Consider the following 24807-nt stretch of genomic DNA (forward strand, 5'->3'; position numbering starts at 1 on the left):
TGAACGGAATTAATAGTTCCGTTATTCAATCTGCCGCCTCCAATTGAAGGCTATAGCGGAAGTCGGACTTCCGTTATAAGGGCGAATGGGGGCATAGTGCATAACAAAAAGAGAGATAAAGGAAGTAGCTGTTCCGTTATCTCTCTTTTTGTTGTGCTTTTCAGGTGATAAAGGAACTAACGCTTCCGCTATTTTCCTCCACCTCCGTGGATGCAGCTCGGCTATTAACGAGGACACTTGATTTTAATCCCACACCCGCAATGCCCTCCCCACGCACCAACGAATGGATTCGCGCATGAAGGGCTGTCAGGCTTCCCTGACGGTTTGGGGTGAGCGAGGCTTCCCCCTTTTCTTCGCAGCAACCCTTCTACTCCGCATGACTATCTGTTTCATTAGCATACATCTCCCTGTATTTACCTGGAGTTATACCAACCATTTTACGGAAATAGCGGATAAAATTTTGCGGATTATGGTAACGAAGCTTTTCTGCAATTGCAGAAATTTTCATACTTCCTTCCTCCAGCAGCTCCTTGGCCACGTTCAGCCTGTATTGTGACAAATATTCGCTGAAATTAACCCCTAGTTCATTTTTGAGTACGCGGCTAATATAGCTGGAATGATAATTCAATCTCGACGCACAAATTTCAAGCGTAAGGTCGGTATCGTACTCCTCCTGCACCATGCGTATAATTTCCCTGGAAATATTCTGGAATTTATTGCTTCTTCTTTCCTCAAACAAGGGGAGAAGGGGCTGAATCATTTGATGCTTAAACCAAGCTTGAACTTCGGATTTTGTCTTTAATTCCAACAATTCCTCGAAGGATGGCTTATCATTCTCAAATACACTATGAAATGCAGCTCCTGAATCCTGAATAAGCCGGGTTACATCAACAAAGAATCGGACTAGAGATACCTGATACTCGCTGTAGGTAGTGCTATAATGGGTGATTTCATCCAGAAAACGATCCAGCAGCACATCGATGTTATCTGCATCGGCGTACTTAATAGCTTGAATTAACGCCTTCTCGGTTTCCTCTGGAAAGTGCCCAAGCTCGATTTTACCTGTCTGCTGCAGGTCGTAATATAAAATAGTGTTCTGCCCCGCGAACGGCCTGTTTTTCAAAGCCTTCAAGCTTTCATCATAGGCGTGAGGTGCATCTTTGATATCCTTATACGGTCTGCTGATTCCGATGCTGATAGGAATGCCTAAGTAGCGGCCGATTTCCAATTTAATTTTTTCTACCATAGCGTAAGTGAATTCTTTGAATTGCTCTGCTGAATGATGATTGGTGTAGACGATGGTGACTTGATATTTATGAATGGTGATAGGCAGAAGGCGCTGCTTGTAAGGAATAATATCATTGATCATATTGTTGATGGCAAACAACAGCAGCTCCCGGTCTCTTTCCTTAAACCGGCTTCCCTCCAGCGTATCGATTTGTAAGGCAAACACGACCATCCAATCTAATTGATAGGGAGGAGCGCTCATAAGTATGGGCAGCTTCTCTTTAATTTCCGTTTGTTTAAGCTCCCCTTGCAGTAATTTTAGGACGAACAGCTCCTGAAGCTGCTTGACCTGTCCGTTGATCTGCTGTGACATTTGATTTTGCAACGTTTGCATGTGTGAAATACTTTTGTTGATCATATCGAATTCATTAACTTGTTTGTCTGCAAGTTCGTTCCTGCTTGCGTTCATAGGATCAGAAGACATCCTGAAGGATTCCTGTAATCTGCGGATTGGCATATACAGCTTTTTGGAAACCAACCATGAGATAAGAATGCTTAATAACAACAGAAGCAGGCAGGAGACAAGCACAATCCAACCCGTTTTACGCGATTCCTTGTATATTTCCTCCAGAGGGATAATGGACAAATAACCCCATTGGTTATAGGTAGATTGCTGATGCACGATGCCTACTTCATTCCCGTTGAGAGAGGTTACCAAGTTTCCAGGCAATAGTTTTGAAACGGACAGCTGATTGTAAAGCGATTCTATGTCCGAGTTTTGCCCGCTGAAATTCTCGTTTTGCATGGCTAGAATATGGTTGGTACGGTCGAAAATGATAACCTCGCCGAGCGAATTGTTTTTACTGATTAAATTGGAGAGCTCCCGGCTTGAGATTTCAGCAATGAGCATGGCTGAGGGGTTATCTGAGTTGGCTGGTATTTTCTTCACAAGACTTATAACTCTGTTGGAGCTGGAACGATTGTCCTTGGTTAAGCCGCTCTGTTCACTTGTCCAAAACTTGGAATCCGTCATATTGACGTATTGATTGAAACGCTCCTTATAATTGATTTCATCAAAGCTGTAAAAGCCGCTGTTATTGATGATCCATCCTTTTTGCAAATTGATTAAATGCACATCCTGAACACCCACATCAAACGTCTGTACCCGGTACATGGCCTGTGTCAGTTCACCGAATAGCTGAAATTTGGTGGGAGTTATATAGGTGTCGAGCGATTCAATCACACTGCTGCTATCCGCCAATCTTTCCAGTGACCGATCTACGGTTTGTAATACTTGCTCTACACGCAGGCGGGTTAGCTCCAGAATGTGCACATTTCCTTCATTAACCTTTTCTTGAATGGAATTTGTTGCGCGGTTATAAAAGATGCTTCCGAGTAAAATAACGGGAACCGTGCTCAAGCATAGGCTAAATATAAGCAGCTTCGTCAAATATTTATTCAAGCGGAACATAGAGCACCCCTATTTTCTGATTTATTTGAATGCGCTTTCTTTATTATATGCATACTTACTTTTTTAATAAAGATTTTAATGATGTCACCTGAGGATTAAATGGTCTTGTAATAGATAAGTATTTGTCTCTGTAAGGATTATGCTTTGACATGCTGTGGATTATTTGAATGCGGCATCACCTACTATGTAAGGGTTTTCAAATGGCTCTCTAATGATTCTATCAAGTCATTCAGGCTCATGTTAAGGTCAGTTTATAAACCGATTGGAACCGCCGAATGGAAGTCTACTCAATAGAACAGAACAGGAGGGTCTTGCCTTGAATATTAGTTTAACCAAAGGGTTGAGCCAAGCTGGAACTTTACGCACGCCATGGATAAAAAGGGTCATCAAAAATCGGTGGTTGTACTTCATGCTTTTTCCAGGTGTATTATATTTCATTCTTTTTAAATATTTGCCCATGTGGGGCGTGTTAATTGCTTTTCAGGATTATTCGCCGTTTTCAGGCTTTTGGGATAGCAGCTGGGTCGGTATGAAGCATTTTCAAACGATTTTTGAGAATGAGTCTACTGTTCAAATTTTTAAGAATACCATTATTCTGGCTGTGTACAACCTGTTCTTCTTTTTCCCATTACCCATCATGATTGCTCTGCTGTTGAACGAAATGCGTAAGGAAATGTTCAAAAGGTTTATTCAGACGTTAATCTATATCCCCCACTTTATATCCTGGGTAGTGGTTGTAGGGATTGCGTACATCTTGTTTACTACGGAAGACGGAATTGTGAATAATATGCTTGTCTATTTTGGCGGTGAAAAAATTAACTTCTTACTAAGCAAGGAATGGTTCAGAAGCATGATCATTAGCGAGGTTATCTGGAAGGAAACCGGATGGGGGACAATCCTGTTTTTTGCTGCACTGGCGGGAGTAGACCCTCAACAGTATGAAGCTGCGCGTATTGATGGGGCTAATCGTTGGCATCAGCTTTTGCACGTTACACTTCCAGCGATTAAAAGCACAATAGTCATTCTGTTAATCCTAAGATTAGGCAATTTCCTGGACTCAGGCTTTGAACAAATCTTTCTTATGCTGAACCCAATGAATACGGAGGTTGGGGAGGTATTCGATACCTATGTTTATACAAAAGGAATTCAAGGCGGAGATTTCAGCTATGCGACGGCTGTTAACTTGTTTAAATCTACGGTTGGCATTATTTTGGTGCTGCTCGCTAATTTCCTGGCTAAAAAAGCAGGCGAGGAAGGAATCTACTAAGCCAGCTAGTAAAATACGAAGCACTAATAAAGAAAGAAAGGTGTGTACGCTGATGGTGGAAGACCGCTCGATTGGTAGCCGGTTGTTTGATGCGTTTAATTATATCTTTTTATCATTATTTGCTATAGTGACGATCCTGCCTTTTATTTATGTAGTGGCCGGTTCCTTAACGGCCCCGGAAGAAATGATTATGAAGAAATTCGTCTTGTTTCCAACTCAATTTTCGTTGGATGGCTATCGCTATATTTTCTCTTCCAATGTTATTTTGAAAAGTCTGGGTGTGACGGTTTTTATAACCATTGCCGGGACTTTGATTAATCTGATATTTACCTGCCTAATGGCTTACCCGCTATCTAGAAAGGATTTGGACGGGAGGAAGCCGCTCATGCTGATGGTAATTTTCTCAATGCTTTTCAGCGGGGGGATGATCCCGACCTTCCTGGTTGTCAAAACCTTAGGCCTTTTGGACACCTATTGGGCGCTGCTATTACCGGGAGCCATAAGCGCTTTTAATTTAATTGTCTTGAAAAACTTTTTTCAACAGATGCCTGAAGGCATGGAGGAAGCGGCCAAAATAGACGGCTGTAACGATTTGAGGATACTGTGGCAGATTGTCATTCCACTTTCATTGCCTGCGATTGCTACGTTCTCTTTGTTCTATGCAGTTGGACATTGGAACTCATTCTTCTCTGCGGTTCTTTACATTAATAATGACGGCATGTGGCCGGTTCAGGTATGGCTGCGGCAAATTGTTATTTTGGCTCAAGGTGGAATTGGAGATTCTACGGCGTTTGATCAAAATTATATCGTTCCGCCAGCTCAAATCATCAAGATGGCAGTTATCGTTGTATCCACTCTCCCTATTCTTTGCGTGTATCCGTTTCTTCAGAAGCATTTTGCCAAGGGAGCGATGATTGGTTCTGTTAAAGGCTAGTTAGCCCTACATGAAAAAAGCTCCAATTTACTTCACGGTAGAAGGTGATAAGAGATGGTAACAACTAGTTCAAAAGAGAGGGTCCGGCCGCCCTAGGATCTGGAAAGGTGCTGACTGGCTGACTGGCGGGCGGGCGTGACACAAAATCGATCTAAGGAGTGATTTCATTGTCAGAACACGTAACACACACAGCGGTGCTGGAGGATTGCTTTAATCTTATGTATGCATCGGATAATATCCATGCTTCATTCAAGGAGGTTGGTAAGAAATTTCCGCAGTTTGCTCAATTTGGGAGTGTAACACGGTCTGGCGATAAGTTCACTGTAAATTTGTTGAAGGATTACAGATCGAGATGGGAAACAAGAACACCCGAGGACCGATTGGATTATAAGCTGGCTTTTATATTGGGATGGCTTTCCCACAGAGCCGCGGATCGGCAAATGAAGCCGGTATTCAGAGAGCACGAACCGGAATCTACGGAATTTCCTACCGATTGCAGTATTTATCATGATGCGTTCATTTTTAGCGAGCTCTATGCTAAGCGGAGCAATACTCCGTTTCATTTTGAAATGGCGAGCTTCGAGAAGGGGATAGAGAGCTTGCCGATTGCCGCCGAATTTAACATAACCGCACTTACGGATTTCTATCGGATTTTGCATCAAAGAGCGCTAATTGAAATGCACACCTTTATTCCGGATACCGAGAATATTGAAGGTTGGATGGATAAGCTGTACGCACGTCATCAGGAGCAGATTATTCATATGGACCGTTATGCCAATGCGGTAGTGACTCCAGACCCTGCTAAAGTCAAAAGATTTGTTATTGAGCCCAATTTTTATGATCGTAATGAGCCGATTTTGCAGCTGACAGCAGCTCTTCGGAATGGTGCAGAGGTATCTCAACAGGAATTGACAGCAGCCCTTGGTACAGAGCCTAGAAGCCATTATGCTATCGCTATCAAGACAGGGTTTCACTATATTTATAATGCGAGTCAGTTTTTCTCCGGTAAATTGGAAGAAGATGCACTTAGAGACAAGCTGGATATTGGTAAAAAAGGCCGTGATGGTATTTCCGTTTAAGCTGGAACAGGCCGTCATTTTAGAGATTATAGCTCTTCATTAAATCAACTAAGGGGTGATCAGGTGTGTTGAAATCTAAAAAACAATTACGCAAATTATCGTTAGTAAGCTTAGTTACAGCCTTCAGTGTGAGCATTATCGGATGCAGCGCCGGGAGTGGCGGAGGAACTGCCCCTCAAGGAGATAAGCAGCCAACAGCAACGAGCAATGAACCTTTTCGCATTACGATGATGAACCAGAGTGTATTGGCTGAGCCTCCACGTCCTGATGATCCGATTATTAAAGCGATTGAGAAGCATACCAACACCAAACTGGAAATTCAATGGGTGCCCGGGTCCACTTATGATGAGAAATTGAATGCGACGGTTGCCTCGGGCGGGCTTCCTATGGTGATCCTGGTTAATAATAAGCCAATGCCTATCATCAATGCGATTCGTGCGGGTCATTTCTGGGAAATTGGATCGTATCTGAAGGATTATCCGAATCTGGAAAGAGCGATGAACAAGGATGTACTGAGAAACACGGCGGTGGATGGTAAAAATTATTATATGTTCAGAAGCAGGTCGTTGATAGGAGATGGAATGATTTATCGGACGGACTGGTTGGAGGCCTTAGGCTTAAAGCCGCCAACTACAGTTGATGAGCTTTACAATGTTATCAAAGCGTATACCCTGAACGATCCGGATAAAAACGGTAAAAATGATACGCTAGGCATAGGCGAGGAAATGTCGATTCGCGGCTTCAAGTTTATTATGGCGGCTTATGGCGGCGGCAATGAGTATGACATAAAGGACGGGAAGCTGATTCCAACGGCATTCAGCAAGGAATACATGGATACTATGAACTTTTATCGCAAGCTTTATCAGGAGAAGCTGATCAATCTTGATTTTGCCATCACAACGAGAGTGAAAAATATTGATAATGTTAACAAAGGCCTGTATGGACTTCGCCTAGGGGATCCTGATTTTATTACAAGGCATTCGGAGCTCTTCAAAATTAACCCAAAAGCGGAGCTGGATGTTTCGAGTACGCTGAGTGGCCCCAAGGGGACTAAGGTGCTTATGGATAATGGCTGGTCAGGAGCATTCCTGATTCCTAAGCAAAGTGTGAAATCAGAGGCTGAGCTTCGTAAAATTTTGGCTTATTTCGATAAGCTGTCTGATGAGACAGGTCAAAATATTTTTGAATGGGGCATTCAGGGTGTTCATTATTCAGTAGATAACGGTAAGGCGAAGCGTACGCCGGAGCAGGATACGAAATATGCCTCAGAGGTTATCCATCTTCAGCAGGCTTTACAAGTAGCGGATGGGTCGCGTGCGATGCCAGGAGAGTTTGACAAATATACAACTAAATACAAAGCTGCCAAAAAAGCTGTTGAGAAGAACCTTGTAATCAATCCCGCTGCGGCTTATATTACCCCTACCTTAGTGAGCAAAGGATCCGAATTAAACAAAATTATTACAGACGGCCGCGTAAAATACATCATGGGCGAGCTCGATGAGAAGGGCTGGAAGGATATATTGGATAAATGGACTAAAGCCGGTGGAGACAAGGTGATCGAGGAGCTTAGTCAGGAGTATGCAAAGGATACCAATAAGAAGTAACCGATGTAGCTGTTAAACCAAGTTCAGATTTGGGTCTGGAGGAGCGAGAAATGAAGGTCACCAATGTGGTTTCCTATGTGGGGATTCAACAAAGAATGTTCTATGTAAAAGTGGAGACGGATGAAGGGATTACAGGCTATGGAGAATGCAGTCCCATGCAGGTCGACTCGGTCTTGCAAATCATTGAGAGCGTTATCAAGCCACAGCTGATTGGAATGGACCCTTTTGATATCGAAAGAATTGAAGAAAAGATTATGAGAAAGCATTATAAAATATCCGGACAATTGCTGGCAGCAGCCTATAGCGGTGTAGAGATTGCGTTATGGGATGCAAAAGCCAAATTTCTGGGTCAGCCCTTATACAATCTGCTGGGAGGGAAATATAGGGCAACGATTCCATTATACGGGTCAAGCATGAGCAGAGACCTTAGTAATGATCAGGAATCAGGCAAGCTGCGTGAGGGACTGGATAGATTTCAGTTTAAGGCTGTTAAAATCAAGGTCGGTCCTAGGTTTGGCACGGGTCTTCCGGTAGATCTGAATGAAGATGCTGAAAAAGTGCGGAGGGTTAGAGAGGAGATTGGACCCGATTGCAAGCTGATGGTTGATGGCAACAGCTCTTACACATACATTCAGGCTGTGCAGCTTTTTGATAAAATCAAGCAGTATGATATCCATCATTATGAGGAACCATGCCCTTATTATGATGTAGATACCTATGTTCGGCTGTGCAGCACGCTGCCGGTTCCTATTCATGTAGGTGAGCAGGACTGGAATATTTTCACCTTCCGTGACTTCATTGCCAAAGGCGCTTGCCACTTGTATGCCGCTGATCCGATCAAATGCGGCGGGATACTGAGCGCGAAGCGGGCTGCGACGTTATGCCGTGCGTTTAATATTCATTATGTACCGCATAATACAACACGTGGAGTAGGCTTTGCCGCTGCCCTCCATCTGGCCTCCAGCACTCCGGAATGCACCAGCTATTATGAGTATTCCATTGAGAAGGAAGGCATTAGGGAGCAGTTTTTAACCCAACAGTTTGTTATCAAGGATGGCTTCATTCATGTTCCGGATGGACCTGGACTTGGGATAGATCTGGATGAAGAGAAGATGGAAAGCGTATTGCATGTTGTTAAATAAGGCTGAAGTCTGGAAGACATATTAATGTGATCGCGGATTATTGAGAGGGGCACTTCAAACCACCTGATTAATGGTGAGAAGTGCCCATTTTGATGTGCAACTAGGGGATAAGCTTTATCACAAAACTATCTTATTTGAAAAAGGCTAAAACCTGTTGACACCGTTTTTTATCGGTGGTACGATCTATTTGTAGATTATACAAAACTAAGGTTTATTATAGTAAACCTCGTATTTGTCTTTCAGCTTGGGAGGACGCAATGGAAAAGAAATATTGGGTTCCGGCTTTGGAAAAGGCCAACGATGTGCTGCAGATGATCTCGGTGCAGCCTTCGAAGCTTAGACTTATTGATTTATCCAATCTTCTCGGTATTAACAAAAGCTCTATGTTCTCCTTGCTGAACACTATGGAGACCTTGGAGTGGGTAGTTCGGGAAACAGAAGGCACGTATTCGTTAGGTTCTAAGCTGGGTTTCATTGGAAACGCTTTTTTCAAGCAATTCAGCTTAATCGATCGTTTCCGTAAGGAAGCAGCTGTGACTAAGCATACGATTCAAGAGACGATCCAACTGGCTAAGCTGGAGCAGCACGAAGTGCTTTATTTAGCCAAGGAGGAGATGCCGTCTCCCGTACGCTTGGCCTCGGAGCCGGGCATGAAGCTGCCGGCGCATGTTACAGCGCTTGGTAAAGCGATGCTTGCATCGTTGGATAACTCAACGGTGATGCAATTGTTTCCGCAAGAGGAGCTCGAGCCCTGCCCGACGGCGCATACGATAAATCAACGCAGTGAATTATTGACACAGTTAGAAATTGTGCGCGTGGATGGATATGCTTTTGACCTGCAAGAAGCGGTCATGGGCTTTTGCTGTGTCGCTGCACCCGTGCATGATGCTCAAGGTAAGGCTATAGCTGCGATAAGCTGCTCTATGTTCCAGCATGAGTGGGAGCAGAAGCGGGAGCTTGCACAGCGTGAGATATGTGCGCTGGCTGCAAGATTATCGCAGAGTACGTCATAATTCAATCTATTATAAAGGATGTGCAGTTATGAGATTGCAGGATAAAATTACTTTAATCACGGGCTCAGGTTCGGGAATCGGACAAAGCTCGGCTCTTTTGTTCGCGAAGGAAGGCGCTACAGTTATAGTTAACGATTTATTGGAGGAAAAAGGCCAAGAGACGGTTGAACTCATTAAGCAGGCCGGAGGCAATGCCGTTTTTATCCAAGCCGATGTTACGGATCCAGAATCGGTCAAAGCTATGGTCGATCAAGTGATTGCAGCTTATGGTCGAATCGACGTACTATTCAATAACGCAGGTGTTAGCGGCGTAGGTGCGATCCATGAGGTGGAGCCTGATGCGTGGGACCGTGTTATTAACATTAATATCCGCGGCGTGTATTTGCCAAGTAAGTATGTGATTCCTCATATGATGGAGCGCCGCGAAGGATCGATCATCAATATGTCCTCATGTATTGCTGAGATCGGTTTGGCTCGCCGCGCTTCTTATTCAGCAACCAAGGGTGCTGTTCTGGCTTTGACCAAATCGATGCAGGTCGATTATGCGCCTTACCAAATTCGTGTCAATGCGCTGCTGCCAGGAACTATCCTAACTCCGTTTGTTGAAAATTATTTGCGCAACTCTTATGACGATCCTGAGGAAGCTATTGCGGGATTGAAAAAACGCCAATTGAGCGGCGATCTTGGCAGACCTGAGGATGTTGCTAAAGCAGCTTTGTTCCTTGCATCGGATGAATCACGCTTTATGATGGGTTCTCCACTGTACATTGATGGTGGCGTAGTATTTGGTAAGGATGCTTAGGATTAACCACTGTTTGATAAGTCAGTAGCGAATCGTTTAACTGGAATTTCTGAAGCTAATTCGGCCTTTTCATCATGGGTAAGGACTTTAATTGGAAAAGATCCATCTAATTACTGAATTTGAAGTTGAACTTTTTTAAAAAAATCATTTGACTAATGGAGGAATAAATAGGATGAAACTTCTAACTTTTATCGAAAATGGTCAGCAAAAGCTGGGTGTTAAGACCGAACAAGGTGTTGTACATATTACCGCTGCTTTGCAAAAGGTTCCGGCTGCAGCAGGCCAATCCGTGGCACAAACCATACATGAAGTCATCGATGGCGGAGCAACAGCTGTTGAAGGTCTTCAATCCTATGTTAGTCAAGCATTGTCAGCAGCAGGTGCAGACTCCGGCTATGTTTTAAATGAGTCTGATCTGATTCTAGGACCGTGCGTTACGCATCCTAACAAAATCATTTGTGTAGGTCTTAACTATCGTAAACATGCTGAGGAAACGGGAGCAGCTATTCCGCAATACCCTATTTTGTTCAATAAGTTTAATAACACATTAACAGGTCATGGTGCAGACGTTCCGCTTCCAGTAAAAGTTTCCAGCAAAGTCGATTATGAGGCGGAGCTAGTAATTGTTATTGGTAAGAAAGCAAAATATGTGTCCAAAGAAGACGCATTGAGCCATGTATTTGGTTACTGTAATGTTAATGATTTGTCAGCTCGCGATCTTCAACTGCGTACACAGCAATGGCTGCTTGGCAAAAGCTGCGACGGCTTCAGCCCTCTAGGTCCTTATCTTGTAACAGCTGATGAAGTAGGCAATCCTAACGACTTGGGCATCCGTTGTATCGTCAATGGAGAAGTGCGTCAAAACTCTAATACTTCGGACATGATTTTCCATTGTGATGAAATCGTCAGCTACATTTCTCAGCACATGACTTTAGTTCCGGGCGATGTGATTTTGACTGGAACTCCTGAAGGTGTAGTGTTGGGCTTGCCTGAGGCACAGCAGGTGTATTTGAAGGACGGCGATGTCGTGACTATTGAAATCGATAAGCTTGGTTCTCTGACTAACCGGTTAGTGGATGAGGAAAAGCTTGCAAAGTAAGTTTCGCTAGTGCGAAATTCAAAAGATTATGCTAATGATGTAGGTTTCGCTAAAGCGAAGCTCATAAGATTATGCTTACGAAGTAAGTTTCGCTACAGCGAAACTCTAAGGAGGTTAACAAACATGGCGGGACATCACATTGAAGCAGGCGCCGATGCATTGGTAATGGACGCACGCGATCACGTGGCGACGGCAATCAAGGATTTGCAGCAAGGGCATAAAATAACTTATCGCGTACAGGACCAAGTACGAGAACTGACGCTAATTGATTCGATTCCTTTCGGTCATAAATTTGCAATAGAAGATGTTACAGACGGAATAGATATCCGTAAATATGGTGAAGTAATCGGCAGAACTACAGTTAACATTCAGGCTGGACAGCATGTACACGTGCACAATGTTGAAGGTATACGCGGCCGGGGCGACCAGGCAGTAAAGGCTTAAATAATCAGAATAAGGTTAATAACCTTATAGGTATCTAATAGGATTCATAAATGTCTTCAAATGCAGCAAATCAGATCATGCTAACGAAAGTCAGTTTCGCTAAAGCGAAACTCATAGGAGGAAAACAAAATGGATCATATGATGGGATATAGAAGGCCGGATGGCACGGTAGGAATCCGCAATCATTTGCTCATTATTCCGACAGTCATTTGTGCTAATCAAGTGTGCAGCCGTATCTCTCAGATGGTTGCTGAGACAGTTGCTATTCCACATCAGCATGGCTGCAGCCAAATCGGTGCGGATAAAGAGCGCACATTCGATGTGTTGGCGGGGACTGGTAGAAATCCGAATGTAGGCGGAGTTATTATTATCAGCTTAGGCTGTGAGGTTATTGATCCTCATGAGCTTGCAGATGCAATCCGACCTACAGGCAAGCTGGTAGAGGTGTTCGATATTCAATCGGTTGGAGGCTCGGTTAAGGCGATTCAGCATGGTGTCGAGATTGCCAAGAGAATGCAGGAGCAATTGAATGCTATGCAGCCTGAACCGGTTCCATTCAGCGAGCTGATCATTGGTGTGAAATGCGGCGGTTCAGATGCTACCTCCGGATTAGCATCAAACCCGGCTCTAGGTGCAGCAGCAGATTCGCTTATCCAACTGGGCGGCGGTGTTGTAATTGGTGAAACTACTGAGATTATCGGTGCGGAGCACGTTCTAGCATCCCGCTGCGCAACGGAGGAAGTAGCTGGCGAGCTGTATCATATCGTTAACCGCTTCGAGAAAGAAGTAGAGCGGATGGGTGCCGATATGAGAGGGGGCAACCCTAGCCCGGGCAATATTGCGGGCGGCTTGACCACTATCGAAGAGAAGTCCCTTGGCTGTATTAGCAAATGCGGTACTGCACCTATACAAGGGATTGTAGAATATGCCGAGTCTATCCCGAAGAGTGGTTTATACTTTATGGACTCGCCGGGCAACGATATTGAATGTGTATCGGGAATGGCAGCAGGAGGAGCTCATCTAGTGTGCTTTACAACTGGACGAGGTACACCTACTGGCTCAGCGGTTATTCCCGTTATTAAAATTACAGGAAACACACGGATGTTCGAACGGATGAGCGATAACATGGATGTCAATGTAGGCGACATGCTGGAGGGTACAATTAGCCTTGAGGATGCTGGAGAACTGATTTGGAATGAGATCAAAGAGGTAGCAAACGGTAAATTGACAAAGGCAGAAATTCTCGGACATACAGAGTTCAGCATAAATCGAATTGGACCTAGTCTTTAATTTTTGGGAGGAAATCAGCAATGGCCAGATTAAGTGGTAAGGTAGCTCTAGTAACGGGCGGCAGTCGAGGGATCGGCGAAGCCATCGTAATTCGGTTAGCTGAGGAGGGAGCTTATGTAGCAATTAACTACACATCCGACCGCTCTCGTTCTTTAGCCGAAAAAGTGAAGGAACAGGTTGAAGCATTGGGTAGTAAAGCAATTGTTGTACAGGCCGATGTGGGCAATAAGGAGCAGGTAGAGGCCATGTTCCAGCAGGTTCAACAGGAGCTTGGCGATATCGAAATTTTGGTTAATAACGCAGGTATCGCACCCTTCGAGCCTTTTCTTAAGGTTACCGAGGAGACTTGGGACCGAACTTACAACACCAATGTAAAGTCGATCTTTTTGTGCTCGCAGCTTGCCGCTAAATCAATGATTGAGAAGCGGTACGGCAAAATTATCAACGTGCTGTCGACAGCAAGCCTTGTCGTTACAAGCCCGGTCATCCCTCATTATCAATCATCCAAAGCTGCGGCTAATATGCTTACCAAGGGCATGGCTATTGAGCTAGGTAAATATAACATTAACGTGAATGCAGTAGGACCAAGCACGGTAGATACGGATATGTGCACAGACTTTTTGGCTGACCCGCGTATTCGTGCCCAAGAGGTAGAAGCTAATCCGATGAAACGGCTTGGTACGGCAAGACAAATCGGTGACGCAGTCGTATTCCTGGCATCCGATGAGGCTATGCAGATCAATGGACATTTGCTGATGATAGACGGAGGTTTATCTGTAAAGGCTGCGCAGCCTGAAGACCATCTGGAGCATTAATATTTCTGGGTAATAAGGAGTTCTTCTCTTTGGAGAAGGGCTCTATTTTTTTCTGGAGGCAAGCCTCTTGTTGGTATAATCTTCTTAACGTTTGCAAGTGTTTTCGACAAATTTTCTACGATTCAGTCATAAAATCTAATAATCTCCTAATATCTGTCTCAAACTTTTTAAAAGTTTATGCTCTATAGTAGAGATATAGATCAGGGAGGTGGTTTTATGAAACATATTCAACTACTGCACAAAGGAAAAGTGTATCACGGTATCATTGGTTACGAAGAAGATTTTATGGAAATTGAGCTCTCAACATTGCCAGCGTTTGGTTTGGGAGAAAAAGTGTTATGCTTTAATTTTCAAAGACGTCAGCTTTCGATTGTTTTGCATATATCTAAATCAAAGGTCGTTTTGGCTCCTGCTGATTCTGAAATTTTTCATATAGAGGCTAATCCCGGAAGAGAGTATGGCGAGCTGGTTGGTGAAGAACAAAAAGCCGTCAAGAGCTATAAATTAAACACTTTCGGTACAATTACTGAAGATTTTAAGACAAGAGCTGTACGTATTTCCGATGTGAGTTGCTTAAGTCTTGGTTTCAAGATTGATGATTTTACTGTAAAGTTAAACGAAGTTTATGAGAGTACGATCTTTTGCGATGATGAAACAATAAGAATGCAATTAATTGTACGCTATGCGCACATTATGGAGAAGACGATCCGTTACGGCTCCGAAATTCACTATATTTCGCCAGCTGATTTAAATAAATTTCGCTATTTCATAGTGACGCAGAATTTCAAGCAGCTCATGCATGTGTAAGGAAATCTGATCAAATAATGCGAACAAGCTTCTTATATAGAGTTTATATGAACTGTCGGAGTTATTTCCGGCAGTTTTTTGTTTTTGATAAGCCCTAACGGCTCTCCTTATTTTTGGTTCACCTGACATTAAATTTATCTATGCAAAACATGTAATCTATCTATTATCTTTATATCTACTTTATGTCTTATAATCAGAGATATCAATAGACCTTATAATTGGAGGATACGAAAAATGAGATATTTAACAGCAGGAGAGTCGCATGGACCACAGTTGACGGCTATTATAGAGGGCATGCCTAGCAATATTAGACTTACAGCTGAACATATCGATACAGAGCTGCGACGGAGGCAGCAAGGATATGGACGAGGCAGACGGATGGAAATTGAGAGTGATCAAGTGCGGATTGTCGGAGGAGTACGGCATGGTAAGACAACCGGGGCTCCAATTGCACTAGTTGTTGAAAACAAAGATTGGAATCATTGGAGCCAGATTATGGGGGCAGAGCCAACAGATGAGCCCATTAAGCGGGCAGTTACTAGACCGAGACCGGGACATGCCGACCTGAATGGCGGGTTGAAATATAAACAGACTGATTTACGTAATATTTTGGAGCGTTCAAGCGCTAGAGAAACGACGATTCGCGTTGCTTGCGGAGCTGCGGCAAGAAGCCTGCTTCAATTGTTCGGGATTCATATTGGAAGCCAAGTATTGCGAATTGGAGAAGTGTCGGCTAAGCGCTCCGCTCTATCAGTGGAGGAGCTCCGACAGGTTACTGAGCAGTCACCACTGCGCACGGCAGATAAGGACATTGAAGAAGCTATGATGAGGCACATTGATGAAGTAAAAGCAGCAGGGGACTCTGTTGGCGGCCTGATAGAGGTAATAGCTGAAGGAGTGCCTGTCGGACTGGGCAGCCATGTGCAGTGGGATAGGAAATTGGACGGAAAAATTGCACAAGCTGTCATGTCCATTCAGGCATTTAAAGGATGTGAGTTCGGTGTTGGATTTGATGCGGCAAGGTTACGCGGTTCCAAGGTTCATGATGAAATCATGCATGATTCGCAGAGCGGATTTTCACGTGCGAGCAATCGGGCCGGCGGATTTGAAGGCGGAATGACTACAGGCGAACCGATAGTTGTACGCGCTGTAATGAAGCCAATTCCAACCCTTTATAAGCCGATTAGCAGTGTTGATATTGAAACAAAGCAGCCTTTTGCCGCTCAGATCGAACGCTCCGACAGCTGTGCAGTTCCAGCGGCTGCAGTCGTGATGGAGAATGTAATTGCTTGGGAGCTAGCCTGCGCTTTTCTGGATAAATTCGGCGGAGATTCTTATGAGGAAATAGAACGGAATTATAACAATTATTTGGAACAAATACGCAATTATTAATTCTATCTGTTGAGTCCGAGTCCGAAAATTCGTGATTGTCAGTCGGTATAACACGTGTTATATTAGCTCTAGAGGTGTTTCATAAAATGAGCAAAAGGGTAACCAGCTTTGATGTAGCCAAGCAAGCAGGAGTCTCACGAAGCGTCGTCTCTGCCGTGCTGAACGGTACACAGGGCATAGGTGTTAGTGCTGAGAAGCGGGCAGCCGTATTGGATGCGATCCGAGATTTGAACTATCAGGTGGATGCACAAGCTCGTGGCATGAAGACGGGAAAAAGCCAATGTCTTGCTGCTTACGGCAATGTTTCGAACGCACTTTTTTTGCAGGTGCTCGAAGGGATGCAGGAAGTATGTGCAGGAAACGGCTACCACTTATTACTATACGCTTCGGGTCCTGTAACCGATCAAAAGGGACTGCTTGATTTGTATTTACAGCGGCGGATTGACGGTATTGTTGCATTGGATCGGCCGAATAAAATTTCTGAGGAATGGGTGGAGCTGATTAATCAGCATAACCTGCCCTATGTTTCAGTGGAGGGATATCCAGATCATAATCGTATAGCATCCGTTCTAATGGATTATGGCGACAGTATCCGCAAAGCGCTTGATTATTTGTGGAAGCAAACGGGACTTCCCCCAGCATACTTGGAAATGTTCCATCAGCATGCGCCCTTAGGATGGGGAGACCATGAGCGGAAGCAAACTTATTTGGAGTGGTGTGCAGCCAAAGGCTTGCAGCCGCAAATGTATTCTGCTGCGGATGGGCCGTGGGAAGAACGAGCTGATTATTGGAAGAAGTGGATTCAGGAGCGCAGAACACCTTTTGCTTTACTAAGCAATTGGTCGCGTGGAGCGGTTTATGTATGCCGAGCAGCCCAGCTGCAGGGCATTCAGATCGGCAAGGATATCCATGTAATGGCTGCAGATAATACAGAGCGGATCAACCAGCATCTATTTCCAGCCATTACTTCTATCGAGATTCCTTATCGTGAGATGGGACGGTTGGCAGCGCTGCGTTTATTGGAATATATTGATGGACAGAGATCCTATGAGGACAAAAGCACAATTTCGGTTTCCGCACAGCTGGTGGCTCGCCACAGCGTGGGAAGCTAATTTTTTTCACTAAATATAACACGTGTTATTAAAATTGATAGGGAGTGATAGATATGCTTTATACTTTGGAAAAGCTGACAGCCCGTATTCATGAACTAGACGAATTTCGTTATAGAGATAAACAATTGATTCCATCTTTTCATAGTCTGGAGGATCCCGAAGGTGTAATTGGGGAACGTCCGTCGCTTCCGTTAAGCTCAGTTCAAGGCAGTGGAGAAATGCGTCTGGGCGAACGTTGGGAAGGTAGGGACCGTTATTTATGGCTGGCTGCTCAGGTAGTTGTGCCGGCTGCTTGGCAAGGTCGTAAAATTGTGGGACGATTTGATTTTGGTAAGGGCGGAGGCGGTAATAATTCGGGCTTTGAGTCTTTGCTATATGTGAACGGGCAGCCGTATCAAGGTGTGGATACGAATCATCAAGAGGTGTTTTTCGCTGAAGAGCTAGCTGGCGCAACTGTTAGCCTGTGCTTCCGTTTGTGGTCCGGTCTTGGCGGCTACAAGCCGCTAGCTATAATGGAACACCAGCTGAAGCGAGCAGAACTGTGCTGGCTCGATGCGGACGCGGATGATCTGTATTATACAGCTCGTGCAGCGCTGCAGGTTATTCAAGTGCTTCATGAGCATTCGCCAGAGCGTCAATTACTGCTGTCCGCTGTAGATCGCGCCTTTTTGCTGGTGGATTGGTCGAGACCAGGGTCAGCGGATTTCTATGATTCAATCACGGCTGCGGCAGAAACACTTCGTACCTCCGTGCAGCAGCTGCCCAAGCATCATGCGGTTACTGTTCGCTGCATCGGGCATACGCATATCGATGTTGCTTGGTTGTGGAGGCTGAAGCATACCCGAGAGAAGGCGGCAAGGTCTTTTTCGACAGTTCTGCGTTTGATGGAGCTATTTCCTGATTATGTGTTTTTGCAAACCATGCCTCAGTTGTATGACTATATTAAAACTGATTACCCGGATATTTATGCTCAGATCCAAGAGCGGGTGAAGGAAGGGCGATGGGAGGCAGGCGGCGGCATGTGGCTGGAGGCAGATTGTAATTTGACATCTGGAGAATCGCTTGTACGACAGCTGCTGTATGGAACACGTTTTCTGCGAGAGGAGTTCGGTGTAGAGTGTACTTATCTGTGGCTGCCGGACGTATTTGGCTATAGCTGGGCTTTGCCTCAAATTTTGAAAAAATCGGGTATCGATACATTTATGACAACCAAAATTAGCTGGAATCAGTATAATCGGATGCCTCATGACACCTTCCAATGGCGTGGTATTGATGGGACCGAGGTGCTGACACATTTCATCACGACACCGGATAATGCAGGGGGCTGGTTGTATACGTATAACGGAGAAGTAACGGCAAGCTCGGTGAACGGGATATGGGAAACGTACAGAGATAAGCCGGTAAACCGTGAATTGCTGCTTGCGTATGGCTATGGTGATGGTGGCGGCGGTGTAAATCGCGAGATGCTGGAGCTGAGACGCAGACTAAGTGAGCTGCCGGGTGTGCCGAATGTGACAACCGGACGCGTGGATGAATATTTCGCAGAGCTGCAGCAAACGGTAGCTGAAACGGATGAATATGTTCATACATGGGATGGCGAATTGTATTTGGAGCTTCACCGAGGTACCTACACGAGTCAAGCCTATAATAAGCGTATGAATCGTAAGCTGGAGCTGTTGGCTCGTGAAGCGGAATGGCTGGGTGTCATGGGAAGCGTGCATGCTAACGATTGGTCATTCTACGATCAAAGCAAACTAGCTGAAGCATGGAAGATTGTGCTGCGCAACCAGTTTCACGATATTATTCCGGGCTCTTCGATCCAAGAGGTATACGACGATTCACGTCTTGAATATGAGGAAGCGGAAGGGCTGCTGCAAGCGGCATACCATCATGCTGATTCAGCATTGAGTGTTCGGCAGCCTGAAACTGGAATAGCGGAATATACGGTATGGAACAGCTCAGGCTGGGAGCGCAGCGGAATAGTGTTTATAGAATCAGACCGGAGCCTTGAAGCTGCTGCAAAGGAAGGTGTGTGGCAGGACGAGCAAGGGAATATGTTAGGGGCCCAGCGCAGTGCCGATGGTTGGCGGGTAAAGGTGCAAGGGGTACCGTCTTTAGGCTTTAGTGTCATTCGCTATCTCTCAGAGAAGTCGGGGCAGACCGACAAGCCGCACTCTTTTATTGCTACCGCTAGTGGGATTGAAACGCCATATTACTTGCTGCAATGGGATGGGAACGGTCAATTGACATCCATTTGGGATAAAACGTCACAACGCGAGGTACTGGCGGCAGGCGCTCGTGGAAATATATTTCAGGTGTTCGAAGACAAGCCGAAAAGCCGTCATGAGGCGTGGGATATCGATATTTATTATCAGGAGAAAATGGAAGAAGTCCGTGAGCTGACTTTGCTTGAGGTAGTGGAAAGCGGGCCTGTAAGAGCGGTTGTGCGATTCAGTTGGAGGTATAAGGATTCAATGATTGTGCAAGAGCTAATCGTTTACAGTGAATCCCGTCGAATTGATTTCCAAACTACTGTAGACTGGCATGAGCAGAGGAAGCTGCTTAAGGCAGCATTCCCGGTAGATATTCGTTCTACGGAAGCTTCCTATGACATTCAATTCGGCAACGTTAAACGTCCAACTCATTGGAATACGAGCTGGGATTATGCCCGCTTTGAGGTAGTAGGCCACCAATGGGCCGATTTGTCCGAACGCGGCTATGGCGTCAGCTTGTTGAATGATTGCAAGTATGGTTATGACATCAAAGACAATCTGATGCGATTAACCTTAATCAAATCGGCGCTTGTTCCTGATCCGCAGGCAGATCAAGGGCATCACGCATTTACTTATTCGTTGCTTCCACATGCTGGAGATTGGCTGGAGGGTCACACGGTACAGGAAGCTTGGGATATAAATGCGCCGTTGTTAAGCAAGGCTGGTGCCGCAACAGATAACAAGGAGGCATCGCTGTTCCGTTTGTCGTCTGTGCATGTGCATATCGATGCCGTGAAAAAAGCGGAAGACAGCAACCTCATAGTGCTGCGTTTCCATGAATTTGCCGGCCAGCGCGGGTGGGTGGAGCTGTCGAGCGACTATAAGATCGTAAGCTGGCAGGAGAGCGATCTGATGGAGCGACCTATCGGTGAAGCTTGCAGCAATGCTGTAATGCGTCTGGCAGTTAAGCCTTATGAGATCAAAACGCTGCTGATCGATATAGCTAAGTAATACGGGCAAGAAGCTTTATTCAACAAGCAAACCCCCGATTCCATTATGGAGTCGGGGGTTTGCTTTGCCTGCTTGTGTTCGCGGTTAGATGTGGAAAAGTTGATAATTAATCACGGATTTCCACGATCAATTCGATCTCAACCGGCGTGTGGAATGGAAGATCGCTGGTACCGATGGCCGAGCGGGCATGTTTACCATTTTCACCAAAAACGTCGACGAGCAGGTTGGAGGCGCCGTTCATGACGTAGGGCTGATCGCCGAAGCCTGGAGCACTGTTCACAAAGCCAAGCAGCTTGACGATTTTCACAACGCGGTCCAGATCGCCTAGGTAGCCTTTCAAGACGGCCAAGCAGTTGATTATGACTTGGCGTGCGGCTTCTTGTCCTTGTTCGATTGTCAGATCGCTGCCGACTTTGCCTTCGTACATTAACTCGCCGTTAATACGGCAGTCCTGTCCGGATAGGTAGAGCAGATTGCCGGTCCGGTTGCACGGGACGTAGGTGAAGCGTGGCTCTGGGGAAGGGGGAAGTTCCAATCCAAGTTCTTGCAAACGTTGTTCGATCATAGCCAAAATAAATTACCTCCAATGAATGTAGTTGATGGATTTGTCATACTGTCATAAAATTTTTGGAGCTCATTAGTGCTCTTGACGCTTAGTGATGGTGGCAGCAGGATGTTGTTCGGATAAGACTGCCTGCGCGAGCATAGGTATGCTGTGCGTCGATAAGCGTTTCTTTGCCGTTGACCCATACATGGCTGATGCCGTCTGGATACTGGCGGGGGTTCTCGAATGTTGCATGATCTTGGATCGTATCTGGATTGAATACCGTCAGATCGGCGACATACCCCGGAACAATCAGACCGCGCTTGCCAAGCTTGAAGCGCTGTACTGGGAACGACGTTAGCTTGCGGACCGCTTGTTCCAGCGATAGTATGCGCTGCTGGCGCACGTATTTAGCGAATACGCGAGGAAATGTTCCATACAAGCGTGGGTGCGGCTTACCGGTTTCGCAAGTCAAGCTGTCTGAAGCGATCAGCGCTTTCTCGTAACCGATGACTTGCTTCACATCGTCATCGGACATATGAAAGTAAACGATAGAGATGCGGCCATTCTCTTCAAGCAGTAAATCCATAATGCAGTCGACAGGATGCTGACTGCGCTGCTCAGCGATTTCGGCAATCGACAGGCCTTCCAAATGGCGGTTCGCTTCCGTATGAGTAGCGGAAATGATAACGGCCTGCCAACCGGTGGAACAAACAAGATTGTCCCATGTTGTTTGCTCTTGGCCGAGCTCATCTCGGATGCGGCGGCGCAGGTCGTTATCGCGGAAAGCTGCGAGTGTACCCTCTATGCCGCCTTCGAGCACCCATGGAGGCAGCACGGTAGTCAACGTTGTGGACCCAGCGTTATAGGGGTATACGTCGCAGGTAACATCCATGCCGCGAGCACGGGCGTCTTCGATCAATTCCAACGCCTCTAGCACCTTGCCCCAGTTTTTTTTGCCAGCAGCTTTTAAGTGGCTAATGTGCAGAGGGATGCCGGACTTCTCGGCAATCCATATGACTTCTTTGACGGAAGGAATGAGGTTGTTACCTTCACCCCGAATATGGGTGGAAAGCAGACCATCATATTTCGGCAGCACCGAGCATAAATTCGCGAGTTCTTCACGGGTGGTGTAGCTGCCTGGCGCATACAGCAGCCCGATAGACAAACCGATCGCCCCGGCGCGTAATCCTTCTTCGAGAATCGCTTTCATACGATCGAGCTCCTGAGACGTGGCAGGGCGGTTCTCGAAGCCCATGACTGAAATGCGGAGTGCGCCATGGGCAACGTAAGTAGCCAAATTCTCCGATGGACCGCTTCCCGCGAGGTGTTCCATGTATTGCTCCGGAGTTTCCCACGGCCATTCCCAGCTTGTAGCGCCGAGCACCGGCTGTACGTAGCTCTTTAACGCTTCGGCATATGTTTTTACATACGGAGCCGGAGCTAAACCGCAATTGCCGACCACCTCAGTTGTAACACCTTGGCGTACTTTGATTTCACTGTGCGGATGATCGAAGATCATCAGATCGGAGTGACAATGACCGTCGATAAATCCGGGTGCAATTACGCTGCCGTGAACATCGACAATACGCAACGCTTCTTGATCGATCCGTCCGACTGAGGCGATTTGGCCGTCCTTCACCCCAACGTCGCCGAAAAACCATGGATTGCCCGTGCCATCAACGACGCGGCCGTTACGAATGACTACATCTAACATGTAAATGACCCTCCCTGAGAGTGAAGTGTTCGATTACTCCAGCTTGCCGCGGGCGAGCACTGGTTCCACCTCGCTGCGTCCATCCCGTAAGAAAATAACTGTATTGTGAAGATTGACTGTGCTGCAAATATGATTTGGAATAATATGCAGGACATCACCGACCTGCAGGCCCGAATTTTGGGCAAGTGGGCCGAGACGGAGCATGCCGTGCTCCTCCGACATCCGTTCGAAAACGGCATCTTCAAGTCCGACCACATGGCCGAATCCTACAAGGTGCAAGGGGGCGGCGTTCGGCTGCACATCGGTGGCGAACGTCTTGCTGCCACCGTCAATCACAGCCAGGTCCGGCGATGGACGGCTGACTACCGTCACACGCACGCTTCCGGCGCAATCATCTAGCCCGCACACACCAAAGGCTGCTTGCATCCGGTCTTGGTACACGTAGGTGCCTGGCCGAATTTCTGTTATCCCCTTCACCTCGGAAGCGAAGGCCGAGGTTGGTGTCGAACCGACGCTAATATCGGCGATCTGTACGCCAGCGGCACGTATGCTTTCCCCGAGCTCCACCATCAGCCGACCTTCTTCCGCGCCAGCAGCAGCGAGATTCATCGTTGGCTTGCCTGCAAGCATCGCGCCTCGGAATGTGAAGATGCCGGTGAGGCTCAAGCCTTCCATGGAGTGAATCTGTACGGCTGTCTCGACTGCCTGCTCGTAAGGCACCCCGGTTCTCCGAAGCCCGGTGTCGACCTCCAGCCGGACTTCCAATGTTTGTCCGGCTCGCAGTGCAGCTTCGGCTAACCGTCTGGCGCCTTCCATGCTGTCGCAGCCGACTATTAACCGGATTCGCTTATTGAGTGCAAGCGCCCGCTGGATCTTGCCAGGCGCGATCAGCGGGTAGGCGATGAAGATATCATCAATGCCGTGGTCGGCCATGACTTCCGCTTCGGATACTTTGGCGACTGTGATGCCGATGGCGCCAGCTGAGATCTGCTTTCTGGCGATCCATGGCATCTTATGTGTTTTCGCATGGGGACGTAAGTTCAAGCCGGCTTGCTGAGCAGTATTTGCCATGGCGAGGATGTTACGTTCCATAATTTCCGAGTCAATGACAACACAGGGAGTTTCAGGTTCGAACTGTTTAGTCATGCTTCATCCATCCCTTCAGGGTATATGGTTTTGCCTTCCTCCAGGTAGCCGTACAGTGTATATTTGGAAATATTTAAATAACTGCCTATTTTTTCTCCGCCTTTTTTGATCAGGAAGGCTCCTTTGCGGTCGAGCAGCGCTATCATGCGCACCTTATCTTCCTTCGCCATCATCGCCACGGGCTTGCCTATCTGCTCCTGAGCTTCTTGAATTAATGCGTCCATAAGATCGTTGACGTTCGTCACGAACGACTCTTTGACCTCGGATTGCAGCGAAGCTATGCTTAATGATTGTAGTGTCTTCTCCGCCATCATAAGTGAGGTGATGTCGAAATTGATGCAAAGAGCTCCGATTGTCTTACCCTCAGCATTCTTCATGTACATGGAAGTGGAACGAAGAATACGGCCGTCTTTGGTTTGTGTAACGTAGTTGAACTTGTTGCCGTTGACCTGATTGCCCCGCAGCAGCTCGAGTCCGAGATTCGTGCCAGGGTCGCCGACCTTTCGGCCGGTGATATGGCCATTCTCGATGGCCGCGATCGTAGTTTCGTAAGGCTGGGTCAAGTCGTGAAGCACGACTTCGCAATACTCCCCAAACTGAGCGGCGATTCCTTGCACCAAATCAGACAGAAATTCAAATTCCTTTTGAATCGATTCCACTCTCCACTGGACCTCCCCA

General features: G+C 46.3%; 21 protein-coding genes. 15 read left to right on the forward strand and 6 right to left on the reverse strand.

Annotation, left to right across the window (positions count from 1 at the left end; all coding sequences use genetic code 11):
- Positions 1-21 precede the first annotated feature (21 nt).
- Both GC093_RS35435 and GC093_RS03320 read right to left on the reverse strand, forming a co-directional pair.
- On the reverse strand, positions 22-237 hold the full coding sequence (locus GC093_RS35435; protein ID WP_216624475.1) for a hypothetical protein: 216 nt from the start codon (positions 235-237) through the stop codon (positions 22-24).
- 130 nt (positions 238-367) lie between these two features.
- Positions 368-2698, reverse strand: a complete 2331-nt coding sequence (locus tag GC093_RS03320; RefSeq protein WP_171650435.1) for a helix-turn-helix domain-containing protein — start codon at positions 2696-2698, stop codon at positions 368-370.
- 340 nt (positions 2699-3038) lie between these two features.
- Here GC093_RS03320 and GC093_RS03325 point away from each other — a divergent pair, with 340 nt between their 5' ends.
- The 15 genes from GC093_RS03325 (at position 3039) to GC093_RS03395 (ending at position 20722) form a co-directional block, all read left to right on the forward strand.
- The gene (locus GC093_RS03325; RefSeq protein WP_376768624.1) at positions 3039-3965 is read left to right on the forward strand and encodes an ABC transporter permease; all 927 of its coding nucleotides are present in this window, start codon (positions 3039-3041) and stop codon (positions 3963-3965) included.
- A gap of 52 nt (positions 3966-4017) precedes the next feature.
- Complete coding sequence (locus GC093_RS03330; RefSeq protein ID WP_171650436.1) at positions 4018-4899, forward strand: carbohydrate ABC transporter permease; 882 nt, start codon at positions 4018-4020, stop codon at positions 4897-4899.
- Between the two features lie 167 nt (positions 4900-5066).
- On the forward strand, positions 5067-5978 hold the full coding sequence (locus tag GC093_RS03335) for a hypothetical protein (RefSeq protein WP_171650437.1): 912 nt from the start codon (positions 5067-5069) through the stop codon (positions 5976-5978).
- 65 nt (positions 5979-6043) lie between these two features.
- The gene (locus tag GC093_RS03340; protein WP_171650438.1) at positions 6044-7582 is read left to right on the forward strand and encodes an extracellular solute-binding protein; all 1539 of its coding nucleotides are present in this window, start codon (positions 6044-6046) and stop codon (positions 7580-7582) included.
- A gap of 50 nt (positions 7583-7632) precedes the next feature.
- The gene (locus GC093_RS03345) at positions 7633-8724 is read left to right on the forward strand and encodes a mandelate racemase/muconate lactonizing enzyme family protein (protein WP_171650439.1); all 1092 of its coding nucleotides are present in this window, start codon (positions 7633-7635) and stop codon (positions 8722-8724) included.
- A 257-nt stretch (positions 8725-8981) separates the two neighbouring features.
- The gene (locus GC093_RS03350) at positions 8982-9737 is read left to right on the forward strand and encodes an IclR family transcriptional regulator (protein WP_171650440.1); all 756 of its coding nucleotides are present in this window, start codon (positions 8982-8984) and stop codon (positions 9735-9737) included.
- Positions 9738-9765: 28 nt separating this feature from the next.
- Positions 9766-10539: an SDR family NAD(P)-dependent oxidoreductase gene (locus tag GC093_RS03355; protein ID WP_171650441.1), complete on the forward strand. Its 774-nt coding sequence runs from the start codon at positions 9766-9768 to the stop codon at positions 10537-10539.
- 172 nt (positions 10540-10711) lie between these two features.
- The gene (locus GC093_RS03360) at positions 10712-11638 is read left to right on the forward strand and encodes a fumarylacetoacetate hydrolase family protein (RefSeq protein WP_171650442.1); all 927 of its coding nucleotides are present in this window, start codon (positions 10712-10714) and stop codon (positions 11636-11638) included.
- A 123-nt stretch (positions 11639-11761) separates the two neighbouring features.
- The gene (locus GC093_RS03365) at positions 11762-12082 is read left to right on the forward strand and encodes a UxaA family hydrolase (RefSeq protein ID WP_171650443.1); all 321 of its coding nucleotides are present in this window, start codon (positions 11762-11764) and stop codon (positions 12080-12082) included.
- Between the two features lie 129 nt (positions 12083-12211).
- Positions 12212-13372, forward strand: a complete 1161-nt coding sequence (locus tag GC093_RS03370) for a UxaA family hydrolase (protein WP_171650444.1) — start codon at positions 12212-12214, stop codon at positions 13370-13372.
- A 20-nt stretch (positions 13373-13392) separates the two neighbouring features.
- Complete coding sequence (locus GC093_RS03375; protein ID WP_171650445.1) at positions 13393-14187, forward strand: SDR family NAD(P)-dependent oxidoreductase; 795 nt, start codon at positions 13393-13395, stop codon at positions 14185-14187.
- A 216-nt stretch (positions 14188-14403) separates the two neighbouring features.
- Positions 14404-14994 (forward strand): hypothetical protein, encoded by a 591-nt coding sequence (locus tag GC093_RS03380; protein ID WP_171650446.1) that lies wholly within the window; start codon positions 14404-14406, stop codon positions 14992-14994.
- Between the two features lie 234 nt (positions 14995-15228).
- Positions 15229-16386: a chorismate synthase gene (gene aroC, locus GC093_RS03385; RefSeq protein ID WP_171650447.1), complete on the forward strand. Its 1158-nt coding sequence runs from the start codon at positions 15229-15231 to the stop codon at positions 16384-16386.
- 86 nt (positions 16387-16472) lie between these two features.
- Positions 16473-17498: a LacI family DNA-binding transcriptional regulator gene (locus GC093_RS03390; protein ID WP_171650448.1), complete on the forward strand. Its 1026-nt coding sequence runs from the start codon at positions 16473-16475 to the stop codon at positions 17496-17498.
- Between the two features lie 53 nt (positions 17499-17551).
- Entirely contained in the window at positions 17552-20722 is a 3171-nt protein-coding gene (locus GC093_RS03395; protein ID WP_171650449.1) for an alpha-mannosidase, read from the forward strand.
- Positions 20723-20828: 106 nt separating this feature from the next.
- On the opposite strand, the gene GC093_RS03400 is transcribed toward GC093_RS03395, so the two are convergent.
- The 4 genes from GC093_RS03400 to GC093_RS03415 form a co-directional block, all read right to left on the reverse strand.
- Positions 20829-21293 (reverse strand): RidA family protein, encoded by a 465-nt coding sequence (locus GC093_RS03400; RefSeq protein WP_171650450.1) that lies wholly within the window; start codon positions 21291-21293, stop codon positions 20829-20831.
- Positions 21294-21375: 82 nt separating this feature from the next.
- On the reverse strand, positions 21376-22983 hold the full coding sequence (locus GC093_RS03405) for an N-acyl-D-amino-acid deacylase family protein (protein WP_171650451.1): 1608 nt from the start codon (positions 22981-22983) through the stop codon (positions 21376-21378).
- A 33-nt stretch (positions 22984-23016) separates the two neighbouring features.
- A complete protein-coding gene (locus tag GC093_RS03410; RefSeq protein WP_171650452.1) occupies positions 23017-24129 on the reverse strand; it encodes an alanine racemase in 1113 nt (370 codons plus the stop codon).
- Positions 24126-24788 (reverse strand): helix-turn-helix transcriptional regulator, encoded by a 663-nt coding sequence (locus GC093_RS03415; protein ID WP_171650453.1) that lies wholly within the window; start codon positions 24786-24788, stop codon positions 24126-24128. Before GC093_RS03415 ends, GC093_RS03410 begins: the two co-directional genes overlap by 4 nt.
- Positions 24789-24807 lie beyond the last annotated feature (19 nt).

The sequence above is a fragment of the Paenibacillus foliorum genome (assembly GCF_013141765.1).
Classification (GTDB): Bacteria; Bacillota; Bacilli; order Paenibacillales; family NBRC-103111; genus Paenibacillus_S; species Paenibacillus_S foliorum.